The 15806-nt window shown below is 71.5% G+C and carries 15 protein-coding genes; 11 read left to right on the plus strand and 4 right to left on the minus strand.

Translation table 11 applies throughout. The features are described 5' to 3' along the window. Window positions 1-2: 2 nt before the first annotated feature. The 8 genes from ABEA24_RS37905 (at window position 3) to ABEA24_RS37940 (ending at window position 8179) form a co-directional block, all read left to right on the plus strand. Window positions 3-1055: a sugar ABC transporter substrate-binding protein gene (locus tag ABEA24_RS37905; protein ID WP_345437576.1), complete on the plus strand. Its 1053-nt coding sequence runs from the start codon at window positions 3-5 to the stop codon at window positions 1053-1055. Beyond that, complete coding sequence (locus ABEA24_RS37910) at window positions 1052-2569, plus strand: sugar ABC transporter ATP-binding protein (protein WP_345437578.1); 1518 nt, start codon at window positions 1052-1054, stop codon at window positions 2567-2569. The genes ABEA24_RS37905 and ABEA24_RS37910 overlap by 4 nt, the downstream gene beginning before the upstream one ends. Next, complete coding sequence (locus ABEA24_RS37915) at window positions 2562-3575, plus strand: ABC transporter permease (protein ID WP_345437580.1); 1014 nt, start codon at window positions 2562-2564, stop codon at window positions 3573-3575. The genes ABEA24_RS37910 and ABEA24_RS37915 overlap by 8 nt, the downstream gene beginning before the upstream one ends. A gap of 2 nt (window positions 3576-3577) precedes the next feature. Beyond that, window positions 3578-4495 (plus strand): aldo/keto reductase, encoded by a 918-nt coding sequence (locus ABEA24_RS37920; protein WP_345437582.1) that lies wholly within the window; start codon window positions 3578-3580, stop codon window positions 4493-4495. After that, the gene (locus ABEA24_RS37925) at window positions 4492-5361 is read left to right on the plus strand and encodes an amidohydrolase family protein (RefSeq protein WP_345437584.1); all 870 of its coding nucleotides are present in this window, start codon (window positions 4492-4494) and stop codon (window positions 5359-5361) included. The genes ABEA24_RS37920 and ABEA24_RS37925 overlap by 4 nt, the downstream gene beginning before the upstream one ends. A 4-nt stretch (window positions 5362-5365) precedes the next feature. Continuing rightward, on the plus strand, window positions 5366-6070 hold the full coding sequence (locus ABEA24_RS37930; protein ID WP_345437587.1) for a (Fe-S)-binding protein: 705 nt from the start codon (window positions 5366-5368) through the stop codon (window positions 6068-6070). Beyond that, window positions 6067-7485 carry a lactate utilization protein B gene (locus ABEA24_RS37935; RefSeq protein ID WP_345437589.1) on the plus strand — a complete coding sequence of 473 codons (1419 nt, stop codon included), beginning with the start codon at window positions 6067-6069 and terminating at the stop codon, window positions 7483-7485. The genes ABEA24_RS37930 and ABEA24_RS37935 overlap by 4 nt, the downstream gene beginning before the upstream one ends. 67 nt (window positions 7486-7552) lie before the next feature. Continuing rightward, window positions 7553-8179, plus strand: coding sequence for a LutC/YkgG family protein (locus ABEA24_RS37940; RefSeq protein WP_345437591.1), 627 nt, complete (start codon window positions 7553-7555; stop codon window positions 8177-8179). A gap of 73 nt (window positions 8180-8252) precedes the next feature. On the opposite strand, the gene ABEA24_RS37945 is transcribed toward ABEA24_RS37940, so the two are convergent. Beyond that, a complete protein-coding gene (locus ABEA24_RS37945; protein WP_345437593.1) occupies window positions 8253-8915 on the minus strand; it encodes a C39 family peptidase in 663 nt (220 codons plus the stop codon). Window positions 8916-9042: 127 nt separating this feature from the next. Continuing rightward, window positions 9043-11109, minus strand: coding sequence for a cellulose binding domain-containing protein (locus ABEA24_RS37950; protein WP_345437595.1), 2067 nt, complete (start codon window positions 11107-11109; stop codon window positions 9043-9045). 349 nt (window positions 11110-11458) lie between these two features. On the opposite strand from ABEA24_RS37950, the gene ABEA24_RS37955 reads away from it, so the two are divergent. Beyond that, complete coding sequence (locus tag ABEA24_RS37955) at window positions 11459-12751, plus strand: extracellular catalytic domain type 1 short-chain-length polyhydroxyalkanoate depolymerase (protein ID WP_345437597.1); 1293 nt, start codon at window positions 11459-11461, stop codon at window positions 12749-12751. 67 nt (window positions 12752-12818) lie between these two features. On the opposite strand, the gene ABEA24_RS37960 is transcribed toward ABEA24_RS37955, so the two are convergent. Together ABEA24_RS37960 and ABEA24_RS37965 are read right to left on the minus strand one after the other, a co-directional pair. Next, entirely contained in the window at window positions 12819-13058 is a 240-nt protein-coding gene (locus ABEA24_RS37960) for a DUF4253 domain-containing protein (protein ID WP_345438093.1), read from the minus strand. Further along, window positions 12974-13333, minus strand: a complete 360-nt coding sequence (locus ABEA24_RS37965; RefSeq protein WP_345437599.1) for a nucleotide pyrophosphohydrolase — start codon at window positions 13331-13333, stop codon at window positions 12974-12976. Before ABEA24_RS37965 ends, ABEA24_RS37960 begins: the two co-directional genes overlap by 85 nt. Before the next feature lie 178 nt (window positions 13334-13511). On the opposite strand from ABEA24_RS37965, the gene ABEA24_RS37970 reads away from it, so the two are divergent. Both ABEA24_RS37970 and ABEA24_RS37975 read left to right on the plus strand, forming a co-directional pair. Beyond that, window positions 13512-14183, plus strand: a complete 672-nt coding sequence (locus ABEA24_RS37970; protein ID WP_345437601.1) for a GOLPH3/VPS74 family protein — start codon at window positions 13512-13514, stop codon at window positions 14181-14183. Between the two features lie 209 nt (window positions 14184-14392). After that, complete coding sequence (locus ABEA24_RS37975; RefSeq protein ID WP_345437603.1) at window positions 14393-15616, plus strand: TIGR02679 family protein; 1224 nt, start codon at window positions 14393-14395, stop codon at window positions 15614-15616. Window positions 15617-15806: the final 190 nt, after the last annotated feature.

Raw genomic sequence — 15806 nt, forward strand, 5'->3', positions numbered from 1 at the left:
CGATGAAGCGATCGATGCTCGCGGCGGGTGCCGCGTTCGCGGCGGCCGCGGTGGTGCTGACCGGCTGCAACAAGAGCAGCGGCAGCGGCTCCGGCGGCGGCAGTAGCGTCGTCGGTGTCGACTACCCCCGATCCGACACCGACTTCTGGAACTCCTACATCAAGTACGTCCCGCAGTTCGGCAAGCAGGACGGCCTGGACCTGAAGACGACCAACTCCGAGAACGACATCGCGAAGCTGGCCGCCAACGTGCAGACGCTCATCGGCCAGGGCGTGAAGGGCATGGTGCTGGCCCCGCAGGACACCGCCGCGGTCGCGCCGACGCTGGACCAGCTCAAGGCGAAGAAGATCCCGGTCGTCACCGTCGACACCCGCCCCGACAAGGGCGACGTCTACATGGTGGTCCGCGCCGACAACCGCGCGTACGGCGAGAAGGCGTGCAAGTTCCTCGGCGACACGCTGAAGGGCAAGGGCAAGGTCGCGATGCTCGAAGGCGACCTGGCCTCCATCAACGGCCGGGACCGCACCGAGGCGTTCAACCAGTGCATGTCCCAGAACTACCCGAACATCAAGGTCATCGGCCTGCCCACCGAGTGGAAGGGCGACGTCGGCGCGAACAAGCTGCAGACCACCCTCGCCGCCAACCCCGACCTGAACGGGATCTACATGCAGGCGGGCGGCGCGTTCCTCGCCCCGACCCTGAACGTCCTGAAGCAGAAGAACCTGCTCGTCCCCCCGGGCAACCCGAAGCACATCACGATCGTCTCCAACGATGGCATCCCGGAAGAGCTGAAGGCGATGGAGGCCGGGCAGATCGACGCGACCGTGTCGCAGCCCGCCGACCTGTACGCCAAGTACGCGCTGTTCTACGTCAAGGCGGCCATCGACGGTAAGAAGTTCGCCCCGGGCAAGACCGACCACGACTCGACCATCGTCGCGCCGCGGCCCGGCCTGCTCGAGGACCAGATCGCCGCGCCGCTCGTCACCAAGGACGGCACCTACGCGGGCTCGCTGAAGGCGACGGACCCGCAACTCTGGGGAAATCAGATCAAGTGAGCGTTCCCGCCAGCGCCGCGACCGGCGTCCCGCCGGTCGCGGCGGCCCACAGGATCACCAAGCGGTTCGGCGTGACCGTCGCGCTCGACGACGTGTCGCTGACCGTGAACGACGGCGAGGTCCACGCCCTCGTCGGCCGCAACGGCGCCGGGAAGTCGACGCTGGTGTCGGTACTGACCGGTCTGCTAGCCCCGGACTCGGGGACGGTGGAGTTCGGCGGCGGGCCCGCGCCGGCCCTCGCGGACCGGGAGGCGTGGCGGCAGCGCGTCGCCTGCGTCTACCAGAAGCTGACGGTCATCCCGACGCTGTCGGTCGCCGAGAACCTGTTCTTGAATCGGCAGGGCCGCGGCCTGATCTCCTGGGGCGCGCTGCGCCGCCGGGCCCGGGAGCTGCTGGACACCTGGGAGGTCGACGTCGACGTCCAGGCGCCGGCCGAACGCCTCACCGTCGAGCAGCGGCAACTCGTCGAGATCGCGCGGGCCCTGTCACACGGCTCGCGGTTCATCATCCTCGACGAGCCGACCGCCCAGCTCGACGGCCAGGCCATCGAGCGGCTGTTCGCCCGGATGCGCTCGCTGCGGGAGTCCGGGGTGACGTTCCTGTTCATCAGCCACCACCTCGACGAGGTGTACGAGGTCTGCGACACCGTCACCGTGATGCGCGACGCCCGGCACATCGTGACGTCCCCGGTCGCGGAGCTGGACAAGCAGGCGCTCATCACCGCGATGACCGGTGAGGCCACCGGGTTGATCGACCTCGGCGCCGACCGGCCCGCGCCGGACCGCGGTGGCGAGCCCGCGCTCAGCGTGACCGGGCTCGGCGTCCCCGGCGTCTTCGAGGACGTGTCGCTGACCGTGGCCCCCGGCGAACTCGTCGGACTGGCCGGGGCCGGCGGCTCCGGGAAGATGGCCGTCGGCGAGTCGATCGTCGGCCTCCGCCGTGCCGCGTCCGGCACGGTGAAGATCGGCGGCGCGACGCCCCGGCCGGGCAGCGTTCCGGCCGCCCTGCGGGCCGGACTCGGCTTCGTCCCGCAGGACCGGCACAAGGAGGGCCTGGTCCCCGGCCTGTCCATCGCCGAGAACGCCACGCTCACCGTCCCCGAGCGGCTGGGCCGCTTCGGGATCGTCGGGCCGCGCCGCCGCGACGAACTCGGCGCCCTGGCCATCGACGACCTGGACATCAAGGCGGCCGGCCCCGAGCAGCCGGTGTCGGCGCTGTCCGGCGGCAACCAGCAGAAGGTCGTCATGGCCCGCGCGCTCGCCAACGATCCCAAGGTGCTCGTGCTGATGCAGCCCACCGCCGGAGTCGACGTCAAGGCGAAGGAGACGCTGCTGGGAACGGCCTCCGCGGCGGCCGCCGGCGGCGCCGGCGTCCTGGTCATCTCCGACGACATCGACGACCTTCGCCCCTGCGACCGGGTATTCGTCCTGTTCAAGGGCGCCCTCGTCGCCGAGATGCCGAAGGGATGGGACGACCACGAACTGATCGCCGCGATGGAGGGCATCCGTGACTGACACACAGACGGCCTTGGCCGCGCCGGCCCGGGGCCGGACCACCGCGCCACGGCTGGCGCGCCTGCGCGACCTCGCGCTGGTACCGGCGATCATCGTGATCGGCATCGTCGGGTACTTCGTCAATCCGGTGTTCCTGCACTGGGACAACCTGGTCAACGTGCTGCAGCAGCAGTCGGAGATCTCGTTGCTCGTGCTGGCCGAGGCGCTGGTGCTGATCGCCGGCCGGATGGACCTGTCGCTGGAGTCGACGTTCGGGCTGGCGCCCGGCGTCGCCGCCTGGCTCGTGCTCGCCCCGGGGATCACGCACGGTCTCGGCTGGCTGTCCGGCGCGTGGTCGATCCCGCTCACCCTCGCCGTCGGCCTCGTCATCGGCTGGGTCAACGGCCTGCTGATCGTGCGGTTCCGCCTCAACGGCTTCATCGTCACGCTGGGCATGCTGATCGTGCTGCGCGGCCTGCTCACCGGCATCAGCGGCGGCAAGACCTTCTTCAACCTGCCGTCCTCCATGATCTACCTGGGCAACGCCGTCTGGCTGGGCCTGCCCGCGTCGATCTGGATCTGCCTGGTGCTGTACGCCGTGGCCATCGCGGTGACCGGCTACACCCGGTTCGGGCGGGCGCTGTACGCCATCGGCGGCAACGCCGACGCCGCCCGCGCCGCCGGCATCCGCGTCGACCGGGTGCTGTGGGGGACTCTCGTCGTGGCCAGCCTGCTGGCCGCGCTCGGCGGTCTGCTGCTCACCGGCCGGCTCGCCTCCGTGGCGGCCAGCCAGGGCAACGGCGCGATCTTCACGGTGTTCGCGGCGGCGGTCATCGGCGGCGTCTCGCTCAACGGCGGCAAGGGCACGATCTTCGGCGCCTTCACCGGCATCCTGCTGCTCTACATGATCCAGAACGTGCTCACGCTGGCCGGCGTCCCGGCACAGTGGATCGGCGCGCTCAACGGTGCGATCATCCTCGTCGCGCTGATCATCAGCCGCATCACGTCCGGCCAGGCACAGGAGTAGCGATGGAACGCCGCAGACTCGGAAGCTCGCCGGTCGAGGTGACGACGCTGGCGTTCGGCGGCGCCGCGATCGGCGGGCTGTACGCCCCCGTGTCCGACGCCGAGGCCATGGCGGCCGTACGCCGTGCGCAGGAGCGGGGCATCGGCTACTTCGACACCGCGCCGCACTACGGCACCGGGCGGAGCGAACGTCTCCTCGGCGCCGCCCTGACCGGCGAGTACGTCCTGTCGACCAAGGTCGGACGGCTCCTCGTCCCCCTGGAGCCGGGGGAGACGCCCGAGAGTCAGGGATTCGCCGACCCGCCGCCGTACAAACGGGTCTGGGACTGGAGCGCCGACGGTATCCGTCGGTCCCTGGAGGAGTCGCTCAAGCGCCTCGGCGCCGACCACGTCGACATCCTCTACCTGCACGACCCGGACGACCACGAGGAGGAGGTCTACGCGACGGCGTACCCGGCGCTGGCCGCCCTGCGCGAGGAGGGCGTCGTCCGCGCCATCGGCGCAGGGATGAACCAGACCGCGATGCTCACGCGGTTCGTCGAGCGGCTCGACCTGGACGTCGTGCTGTGCGCCGGGCGGTACACCCTGCTCGACCGGTCGGCGGAGGAGGACCTGCTGCCCGCCTGCCTGCGGCGCGGCACCTCCGTCGTCATCGGCGGCGCGTACAACTCCGGGCTGCTGGCCGGCGGCACCACGTACAACTACGAGCCCGCCCCGCCGGAGCTGCTCGACCGCGTCGCCGGCCTGGAGCGGGTGTGCGCCGAGCACGGGGTGCCGCTGCGGGCGGCGGCGCTGCGGTTCGCCCTCCGGCACCCCGCCGTCGCGAGCGTCCTCGTCGGCTGCCGTAGCGCCGCCGAGGTCGACGACAACACGACGCTGTTCGAGACGGACATTCCCGAGGCGCTCTGGGAGGCCCTGTGAGCGAGCCGGTGCTGCTGGACGCGCACCACCACCTGTGGGACACCGAACTGCGCGACTACCCCTGGATGGACGGCCCGTGGGCCGACCCCATCCGGGGCCGGTTCGACGTGGCCCGCTACACCGGGCTGGCCGGATCGTACGGCGTGCGCGAGTCGATCGTCGTCCAGGCGCTGCAGGACGTCGCCGAGACGTACGACCTGCTGTTCACCGCGGACAACCCGGTCGAACTGGAACACGGCGACGAGCCGGGGCCGGTCGCCGGCGTCGTCGGCTGGGTGGACCTCACCGCGCCCGACGTGGCCGACCGGCTCGCCGAGGTGCGGGAGAGCCCGTCCGGCCGGCTGCTCGTCGGCATCCGCGCCCTGGCCCAGGACGACCCCGACCCGCGGTGGCTGCTGCGCCCGGACGTCCTGCGGGGCATCCAGGCCGTCGGGGCCGCGGGCCTGGTGTACGACCTGCTGGTCCGGCCGCCGCAGGCCGACGCGGCGCTGGAGGTCGCCCGCCGCCTCCCCGAGGTCTCCTTCGTCCTCGACCACGCCGGCAAGCCCGACATCGCCGGCGGGGTGTGGGAGCCGTGGGCCGCCTGGATCACGTCGCTCGCCGCGCTGCCGAACGTCACGGTGAAGCTGTCCGGCCTGGTCACCGAGGCCGCCCCCGAATGGAAACCGGCCGACATCCTGCCGTACGCCCGGCACGTGCTGGACTCCTTCGGCGCCGACCGCGTGATGTACGGCTCCGACTGGCCGGTCTGCACGCTCGCCGCGTCGTACGAGCAGGTCCTGGAACTCGCCAGGGAGGCGGTGCCGGACGGCGACCGGGACGCCGTCTTCGGCGGGACCGCCCGCCGCGTCTACGGGATACGTTGAGGTCATGCGGGTCGGGCTCTTCGTCACCTGCGTGAACGACACGCTCTTCCCCGGCACCGGGCAGGCGACCGTCCGGCTGCTGGAGCGTCTGGGCTGCACCGTCGACTTCCCGCTCGAGCAGACCTGCTGCGGGCAGATGCACTTCAACACGGGCTACCGCGACGACGCCCGGCCGCTGGCCCGCCGCTTCGCCGCCGCGCTCGACGGCTACGACGCAGTCGTGGTCCCGTCCGGGTCGTGCGCGGCGATGGTCCGCGAGTGGTACCCCACGCTCGGCGTGAAACCGCCGGCCGGGGTGTACGAACTGTCGGAGTTCCTGGTCGACGTCCTCGAGGTGACCGATGTCGGGGCGTACTTCCCGCACACCGTGACGTACCACCCGACCTGCCACTCGCTCCGGTCGCTGCGCGTCGGCTCCCGGCCCCTGGACCTGCTCGCGAAGGTGCGCGGCCTGACCCTCGTGCCCCTGGGCGGCGCGGACGAGTGCTGCGGATTCGGCGGCACGTTCTCGCTCAAGAACCCGGCCGTGTCGGCAGCGATGTGCGCCGACAAGGTGCGCAACGTCCTCGACACCGGCGCCGAGGTGCTGTGCGCCACCGACAACTCCTGCCTGATGCACATCGGCGGCTCGCTGACCCGCCAGCGCACCGGCGTCCGCGTCGTCCACCTCGCCGAGATCCTCGCCTCCACCGAAGGGGATGCATCGTGAGCGGGACGTTCGTGGGGATGCCGGCGTTCCCGGAGGCGGCGTCGCGGGCGGTCGGCGACGCGCAGCTGCGGCACAACCTGCGCAAGGCCACGCACACCATCCGGGCGAAGCGCGCGGCCGTCGTCGGCGAGCAGCCCGACTGGGCCGAGCTGCGCGCCGCGGGCGCCGCGATCAAGGACCGTACGCTCCGGCACCTCGACGTGTACCTGGAGCGGCTGGAGTCCGCCGTGACGGCGGCCGGCGGTCACGTGCACTGGGCCGAGGACGCAGCCGAGGCGAACCGGATCGTCGTCGACCTGGTGAAGGCGACCGGCGAGACCGAGGTCGTCAAGGTCAAGTCGATGGCCACCCAGGAGATCGACCTGAACACCGCGCTGGACGCCGCCGGCATCCGCGCGTACGAGACCGACCTCGCCGAGCTCATCGTCCAGCTCGGCGACGACCTGCCCTCGCACATCCTCGTCCCGGCGATCCACCGCAACCGCGCGGAGATCCGGGAGATCTTCACCGGCCGCATGGCCTCCTGGGGCCGCCCCGCGCCGGAAGACCTCCAGGACGACCCGCGTGCCCTCGCCGAGGCCGCCCGCCTCCACCTGCGCGAACGCTTCCTGTCCGCCAAGGTCGGCATCTCCGGCGCCAACTTCGCCGTCGCCGAGACCGGCACCCTCGTCGTCCTGGAGTCCGAGGGCAACGGCCGGATGTGCCTGACCCTGCCCGAGACCCTCATCTCCGTGGTCGGCATCGAGAAGATCGTGCCGACCTGGCGGGATCTCGAGGTGTTCATGCAGCTGCTCCCGCGCTCCTCGACCGGGGAGCGGATGAACCCCTACACCTCGATGTGGACCGGCGCGACCGAGGGCCAGGAGTTCCACCTCGTCCTCCTCGACAACGGGCGCACATCCGTGCTGGCCGACCGGGTCGGCCGCCAGGCGCTGCGCTGCATCCGCTGCTCCGCCTGCCTGAACGTCTGCCCCGTCTACGAGCGCGCGGGCGGCCACGCGTACGGCTCGGTGTACCCGGGCCCGATCGGCGCGATCCTCACCCCGCAGCTGCGCGGCCTCACAGGCCCGCTGGAGGAGTCGCTGCCGTACGCCTCGACGCTCTGCGGCGCCTGCTACGACGTCTGCCCGGTCGCGATCAACATCCCGGAGGTCCTGCTCGACCTGCGCGCCAAGGTGGTCTCGACGGGCCACCGCGGCGAACGTCTGGCGATGGGCGCCGCCCGCCGCGTCCTGGACAACCCGAAGTGGCTCGCGGTGGCGCAGCGCTCCGCCGGCCGCCTGCGCCGCTGGACCCCGCGCCGCCTGCCCGGCCCGCTCTCGGCCTGGTCCGACACCCGCGAGGTCCCCGTACCGCCCCGCGAGTCCTTCCGCGACTGGTGGACGCGACGGCAGAAGGGCGGGGGAGACCGATGAGCTCCCAGAACCGGGTTCCGGCCGGACGGGGCCGCACCCTGGCCGGGCCGGCCGAAGAGGGGGACGGATGAGCTCTCGGGACCGCATCCTGGCCCGCGTACGGTCGGCGCTCGCCGACGTCCCGAGTACGGAACGACCGGAGGACGTCGAGGTGCCCCGCGCCTACGAGCGCAGCCGTTCCGGCCCCGACGTCGTCGAGCTCCTGGTCGACCGCCTCGCCGACTACAAGGCGATCGTCCACGAGGTCACCGACGTGGCGGCGGCGGTCGCGGACGCCCTGCGCCGGCGCGAGGCCCGCCGGGTGGCCGCACCGCCGGGCGTCCCCGCCGCGTGGCTCGGCGACGCGGAGGCCGTGCGCGACGACCCCGCCCTGGCCGCCGCGGAGCTCGACCGCCTTGACGGCGTGGTGACCGGCTGCGCGGTCGCCATCGCCGAGACCGGCACGATCGTCCTCGACGGCGCCGACGACCAGGGCCGCCGCGCGCTCACCCTGATCCCCGACTACCACCTGTGCGTCGTACGGAAGGACCAGATCGTCCGCACGGTGCCGGAGGCCCTCGAACGCCTCGACCCGGCCCGCCCCCAGACCTGGATCAGCGGCCCCTCGGCCACGAGCGACATCGAGCTGAACCGAGTGGAGGGCGTCCACGGCCCCCGCACGCTGGAGGTTCTGATCGTCCGGCCCGTCGGCTGATCACCGGCGATCGCTGAGGTGAGAACAGCAGCGCTCGCCGGGCATCAGCGGTCATCGCACCCGACGGGGAAGGTCAGCGCTTGGCGGCGACTATTTCCCAGTGGCCGGCCTTCTTGACGCTGGTCCAGGAGCTGGCCAGTGGTGCGGTGTGGTAGGTGTTGTCGGCCGGGTCCCACCAGAGGATCTTCGGCTTGGAACCCGTCGTGTAGCCGCGGACGACCATAAAGTGGCCTTCCTTGTCGTTGTAATGGCCGCCCCACGGCTTGTAGCCGACATAGACCCGGAAAATGACGGCGACCTTCTTGGTGCCGACCGCGGACTTGATGCTGTTGTAGAACGCGGCCTGCGACCCGGGGCTCAGGGGGACCACGTCGTAGCTTCCGGACCCGTAAGTCTGAAGGGCTTTACGCAGACCGTTACGGAGGCCGGCGGCGCTCGTCCCGGACGGGGATTTGGTGCCCATCCACTTCGCGAGCTGCTTCTGGTTGGGCAGCCCCTTGGTGATGAGGCGGGAGAGCAGGGCGCGCCCGGCCGCGGGTGCGCACCAGTAGTTCGTCTGCTGCTCCTGGGTCTTGATGGAGATGGACTTGGTCGCTGTGATCTCGACCTGGGGAGCCGGGGCGGCGACGGAGGCCACCGGGGCGGCAGGCGCGGCATGGGCAGGGGCGGCGGCGAGTAGCGGCATCGTCACGGCGACCGCGCCGACGAGCGCTGCGATTCGGGGGGAATGGCTCATGGCTGGGAATTGTGTCGGTTTGTTGTTGGATAACCCCAGAGTCCGTGGGCCTAATTCGTGGCGGTTGATTAGTGCTGGGGGACTAAGTGGCAATTTGTCCGCTGGCGACGAAGCTCGCCGCACCGGTTCAGGCGGTGGTGCAGACGGTGCCGTTGAGGGTGAACACCGACGGGAGGACGTTCGGGCCGCTGTAGGCGGCGACGAAGCCGATGCTCGTGCTCGCTCCGGCGGCGAGTTTCCCGCCCGTGTCGGGACTGGTGGCCTTGACGTCCCGGCCGGTCTGGGTCCAGGTGGCGTTCCAGCCGCTGCTCATCTGCTGCCAGCCGGTCGGCCACGTGAACGTGAGGGTCCAGCCGTCGATGGCGTCGGGACCGTTGTTGGTGATGTCGACGCCCGCGACGTAGCCGTTGCCCCAGTCGCCGTTGTCGGTGAAGCGGACGGTGCAGGTGCTCGTGGCCGGGCTGCCGGTCACGAAGGTGAGCGGCGGCGAGGCCCACGAGACGTTGCCCGCGGTGTCACGGGCCAGCACGTTCACCGTGTACCGGGTGCCGGGGGTGAGGTTGTGCACGGTGAGGGAGGTGGCCGTCGTCTCGCCGAGCTCCTCGCTGGCCGCGCCGTTCTGCCGGTACACCTCGTACTTGGCGATCGGGTGACCGCCCGGCGTGGCCGCCGGCCAGGAGAGGGTGGCGGTCCGGTCGGTGACCGCCGAGGCGGTGGGCCGGCCGGGGGCTGAGGGCGCACCGGTGGGGGTGGTCGCCGGGTGCAGCACGATCGTGGTCAGGGAGTACGGCGGCAGCGTCCGGCTCGTCGCGTCGCCGTCGCGCGTGGAGGTGACGGAGGTACCGCCGTTGACGTACGAGTAGACGGTGGGCGCGCCGTCGGCCGGGGTGAAACCGGTGTAGTCGATCGTGACCGGGCGAGCGTTGTCCGGGTCCTTGTTCACCAGCAGCACCGCGAGGTCCCCGTCGGGGCGGCGTACGGCGTGCGCGGTGACCAGCGCCTGGTCCGTGCCGGCACGGACGAACCGGTCGCCGGGACGGGCGAAGGCGTTCATCATCGACAGGCCGTGGTACGGCGCGAACGGCGTGTTCAGGGCCGGCTCGCAGGTCTTGCCATCGGACGTGCAACCGGCGCTGGAGAGCATGCCGAAGTCGCCGTAGTCGGTCTGGCCGGCCACCGTGGACACCGTGCCGATGCCGTTGTGCACGTTCCACCAGTTCACGGTGAACACGCCGTTCTCCATCAGCCCGCTGTAGGCGTCGGCGAGGAAGAGAGCGGCCGGCTGGGTGTCCTCGCCCACGCCCACGTTGGTCTCGGTGAGGCTGATGCCGATCCGGTCGGCGCCCGCGCCCGCGTACTGGCCGATCTGGCGGCGGGCCAGGTAGACGGCGTCCTCGATCTGCTCCGGCTTGGTCAGCGCCTCGGTGGCCGTGCCGCCGCCCGGATACCAGTGCACATCCACAAAATCGATCTTCGATCCGGCGATCGACAGCACGGTCTTGTTCCACGACGCGGAGTCGCCGCTTGCAGTGATCGCGTCGGGCCAGTTCCCCGGCATGGTGAGCACCGCGCCGACCTTGATCGTGGGGTCGACCGCCTTCATCGCGTCGGCGAACGCGACGACGCCGTTGGCGTACGCCGTCGGGCTCTTGTCGGCGTGGTCGTCGGCCTCCCAGCTCGACCCGTAGTGGCCGTTGCCGTAGTTCTCGTTGCCGATCGTCCAGTACTTGGCGCCGTAGCCCTTCGTCACGTTGGCGTACCGCACCCAGTCCGCCGCCTCGTCGGGCGTGCCGGTGCCGTAGTTGGCGATGATCATCGGCTGTGCGCCGACCCGTCGTACGGAGCCCATGAAGGTGTCGAAGTCGGTGTTGGGCGCGACGTAGCCGCCCGGCGCGGTGTTGGTCTTCCAGTGGAAGATGTCGCCGTACGAGCCGCCCGGATAACGGATCATCCGCACTCCGGCCGCCTTCAGCAGGTCGGATACCGCGGGGGTGCCGAGTTCGGCGTCCCAGACCGCGTCGTTCACACCGAGCCCGGTGTCGGGCATCGTCGCCAGACCTCCACGGGCGTTCACGGCGACCTTCACGGGCGTGGCGTCCGCGCCGGCGTCCGGCGCACCGGGCCCGGCAAGGGAGACGGCCGCGGCGAGCGCGGCCACCGTCGCGGACAGGACGGGACGCAGGCGAAGCCTCATCGGGGGTCCAATCACCGGTGATCAAAGTGGCCTCATGCTGAGATCCCGCCTCGGGCCTGTCAACGGACCTCGGGCGGCGCGCGGAGCCGATCCGAACGGGCGTCTCGCGGCAGGAAGGTCATCCGGCCTGGTCTGGGACGCAGCAGGCCCCAGCGCGTCCCGGCCTGGACCGGGCGATCCCTGTGCGCAGCGCGTGAAACTTTCGCGCAGGACGCCAGGTCGGTGCGGTCTGCCACACGTGACGTTGCCCCTCCCCGCGAGCCCCTCTTAGCGTTCGGCTGTCCGGAAACCCATGCCGCACGGGCCGTCCCACCCAGCCCGCCGCCCCGTGAGGAGGACCTACGCGGTCATGAGAACGAAGACGAAGGTGCTGGCGGCGCTGCTCGCCGCGCTGCTGGCCGTGGCCGGCGGGATCGCGTCCATGCGCAAGGCGTCGGCGGCCTCGCTGGTCGAGGTGACGAACTTCGGCACCAACCCGACGAACCTGCGAATGTACGAGTACGTACCGAACTCGGTGGCGGCGCACCCGGCGATCCTCGTGGTCTCGCACTACTGCACCGGCTCGGGGCCGGCGATGTACTCGGGCCGGCCGGAGTTCCCGCAGCTCGCGGACAGGTACGGCTTCATCATCGTCTATCCCTCGGCGACGCGCAGCGGCTCGTGCTTCGACGTGTCGACGGCCGGCGCGCTCAAGCACAACGGGAACAGCGACCCGGCGGGCATCATGTCGATGGTCCAGTGGGAGGAACAGCACCGGAACGCCGACGCGAACCGGGTGTACGCCACCGGCGAATCCTCCGGCGCGATGATGACCAACGTGCTGCTCGGCGACTACCCCGACGTGTTCAAGGCCGGCGCGGCGTTCGCCGGGGTGCCGTTCGCCTGCTTCGCCACCACGGACGGCTCACTGTGGAACAGCGCCTGCGCGAACGGTCAGATCAGCAAGACGCCGCAGCAGTGGGGCGACCTCGTCCGCGCCGCCTATCCGGGTTACACGGGAGCACGCCCCCGCATGGAAGCCTGGCACGGCACGGCCGACGGCACGCTGAACTACAACAACTTCGGCGAAGAGATCAAGGAGTGGACCAACGTGCTCGGCGTGAGCCAGACGCCGAGCTACACCGACCACCCGCAGTCGTCGTGGACCCGGACCCGCTACGGAGGGACGGGCACCACCGCGCCGGTCGAGGGCATCAGCGTCCAGGGCGCCGGCCATGGCGTCTACCAGGCCGGAATGGGGGAACTGGCCCTGCGCTTCATGGGCCTCATCGGCGGCGGTTCGGACCCGACCCCGACCCCCACGCCGACGCCACCGGGCGGATCCGGCCCCTGCACGGTCAGTGACACGGTGAGCGCCTGGAACACCGGCCTGACCGAGAGCATCACCATCAAGAACACCGGCAGCTCGGCGATCAACGGCTGGTCCCTGGCCTTCACCCTCCCCGGTGGGCAGACGATCACCTCCGGCTGGAACGCCACCTACACCGGATCGAGCGGCCAGGTCACCGCGACGAACGTCTCCTACAACGGATCCCTGGCACCGGGCGCGTCGACGAGCATCGGCTTCCAGGCCGACCACACCGGAAACACCGCCATACCGTCGGCCTTCACCCTGAACGGAACCGCCTGCACGGTCTCCTGACCACGCAGCGCCAGCCGATCCCTGGCGTTCGCCCGGCGAAGAGACGTGGCGTGCGCCAGGGGTCGGCTCAGTCCCACCAGAACGACCACGACTCCTCGCCGACGAGGCCGTCGGCGTACATCGTGAAGTCGCCGCAGCCCTGCCAGATGTTGTCGGGGCAGAAGGCGATGTGCTCGGCCGCGACCTCCCGGCTCCGACATTCTTCCGTCAGCAGCGAGAGTCTCAGGGCAGCGGGGGAGCCTTGCGGGCGGAGCCGCGGTAGGTCTCGGCGTCGTAGCGCCGCTCGTTCTCGTCGAGCTTGGCACAGGCGGCCTGGAGCAGGTCGACGCCCAGTACATCGGCCAGCCGGATCAGGTACAGCGCGACGTCGGCCAGCTCGGAGCGGACCCGTCCGGCCGTCTCGGGGTCCCGCATCACCTGCGCCGACTCCTCCGGGGTCAGCCACTGCAGCTCGGCGAGCAACTCGCCGGTCTCACCGGCCAGCGCCATCGCGAGATTCTTCGGGGTGTGGAACTGCTCCCAGTCCCGGGCGGCGGCGAAATCCCGCAGCCGGATCGCCAGCTCCTCCAGTGCCGTCGTCACGAGCCCACCGTACGGGGTCGGCCGCGAACGGCCGCCTTCTCGTCGCGGCGAACCTCCGTCCGATTCGAGGGTAGGGGAACCCCGCGCCCGGCCGGTGACGTCCAAGGACCGTCCGGAGTCGTCGGCTGCCGCCGGGTGGGTAGGGAACCGACGGGTCCCCGAGACGGTGAGGTGGAACATGCGGCTGGCGCTGGTCGATGAGCTGCTTCTGCTGGCACGCAGGGAGCAGGACGGCAGGTCGTTGGTCGGGGCGACCGAGCAGGACTGTGGCGTGGCCGGCGCGCTGCTGGCCGAGCTGGCGCTCGCCGAACGCGTGCGGCTCGTGGACGGCCGGATCGCGGTCGTCGACCCGTCGCCCTTGGGCGATCCCGACCTCGACGCCCTCCTGGAACGCATCGCGGCCGACGGCAGGCCGCGGAAGGCAGAACGCTGGGTGGGCAGGCTCCGCCGGGACGCCATCCGGAAGCGCCGCCTGGCCCGGCTGGCCGCGACGGGCGTGCTGGAGGCGCGCGAGCGCAAGGTGCTGGGCCTCTTCCCGTACACGGACTACCTGGTGCGCGACCCGAGCTACGGGCGAGAGCTGCGCGCCCGGCTCGGAGCCGTGCTGAACGGCGCTCCGGCCGACGACCGGTCGACCGCCCTCCTCGCCATCGTCCACGCCTGCCGCCTCGACCGGAAGGCCTTCCCGGAGGTCAACGGCAGAGTCCTGCGCCGGCGCATCAAGGAGATCACCGAGGACGAGTGGGCCGGTCGCGCCGTCGCCAAGGTCATCGCGTCGATCCAGGCGGGAGTCCAGGCCGCGACGACGGCTGCGGTGATCGCGGGGAGCGCGGGCTCCTCGGGCAACTGAGTGCCTCCAGAAGGCCGATGTGGTGGCGGCCCCCTGAGGAGGGCGGCGAACCGGTCCGGCGCGCGGGTCGCGTCCACGCGGTACGGGGCCGGCGCGCTGGCCGCATCCACGTCGTACGGGGCCGAAACCTCGGTGCGCCGGCCCCGGCACCGTACGAGCGGCTCGGATGGACGGGTCCTAACGGGAATCGCCGGGGCAGACTGAGTCTCATGGGAGAGCTCGCCGAGTTGCGGGCCGCGGAATGGCGGCGGTTGCTGGCCGCGGCCCGTCGCAGGCTGGAGAAGACCGGCGGCGAGCCGGTCGGCTCGATCGGGCTCACCGATCCCTCCCAGGAGGAGTGCCGGATCGTCGGCCGGATCACCGAGCGGTACCACGGCGGGCGGCGGACCCGGCGCGTCACGGTCTCGCTGGGCGAGCTCGACCGTATGCTGCGCCGGACGTACGGCGTCGGGCTGCTCTCCGCGCTCGCGCGGATCGACGCGCCGGAACGCCCGACGGGGCCGGCGACGGCGCTGCAGGCCGCGTTGCGGGGCCGGCACGCGGACGAGGGGTGGTATTCGGCATGGCTCGGCCAGATGGCGCGGGACGGCACCGTCGCGCGGCTCGTACGCCAGGGGCAGGGCGATCTCCTCGCCCGAGCCGCGGCCGTGCTGGACCGGCTGCCCGCGAACGACGTGCCGCTCCCCGTGCTCGCGGAGTGGGCGACGGGGGACGCCACGGCCCTGTTCGCCACGCCGCTGGCCGGCCTGGTGCTGCGGGCGCTCCGGTTGTGGCAGGGGGCGGTGCCGCCGTCCGACCGTGCGACCGAGCGGAGGATCTGGAATGACGCGGGCGTCATCGTGGACGACCTGACGAGTCAGGTCCTGGTCCTGAACCTACGGGTGGCCGAGGACCACCTGGTCGCCCGGTGGCTGGGTGAAGCGGCGGCGGCCGGGCTTCCGCTCCGGGTCACGCTGCAGCAGTTGATGAGCGGTCCGCTGACGACTCAAGGACGTGAGGTGTTCGTCTGCCAGAGCACGGCGGTGGTCCGGGCGGCGGCCGCGCGGCTGGGCGCGGAATGCGCCCCGCTCGTCTGTACGGAGGGCCGGACGTCGGTCGCCTGCCGCCGCGTCCTCGCCGCCGCGACGGATGCGGGCGCCCGCATCCGGTGGCACGCCGACTTCGATTGGGCGGCCCTGCGCATGACGGCCGCGGCCGTCGACCGGTACGGCGCGGTGCCGTGGCGGATGGGCGCCGAGGACTACCTGGAGGCCGTGGGGGCGGGGAGTGACCCGCTGAGCGGCGTACGGACGGAGCGTGACCTGCTCAGTGGCGTACGGGCGAGCGCGCCCTGGGATGAGCGGCTCGCCGCAGAGATGGCCAGGGAAGGACACGCGGTCCGCGAGGAGCGCGTTCTTCCGCTTCTGATCGGGGATCTGGCACCCGGCGCGTGACCACGGGCGCGTCTCCGGCACCGGATCCACGAGGCGGCACCGTGGCCGCATGACCACGAGCAGGCCCATCGCGGTTCACGGGGCGGGGCGGCGGCCTCGGCGGGTTGCGGATCGCTCCCGGCGCCAGTGTCGTAGCGAGCGGATCGCAGTCCGTCACTGGGTCTCGGGTCCTATTCGAAACAGAGGCTCC

The organism is Actinoallomurus vinaceus (genome assembly GCF_039542055.1).
Lineage (GTDB): Bacteria > Actinomycetota > Actinomycetes > Streptosporangiales > Streptosporangiaceae > Actinoallomurus > Actinoallomurus vinaceus.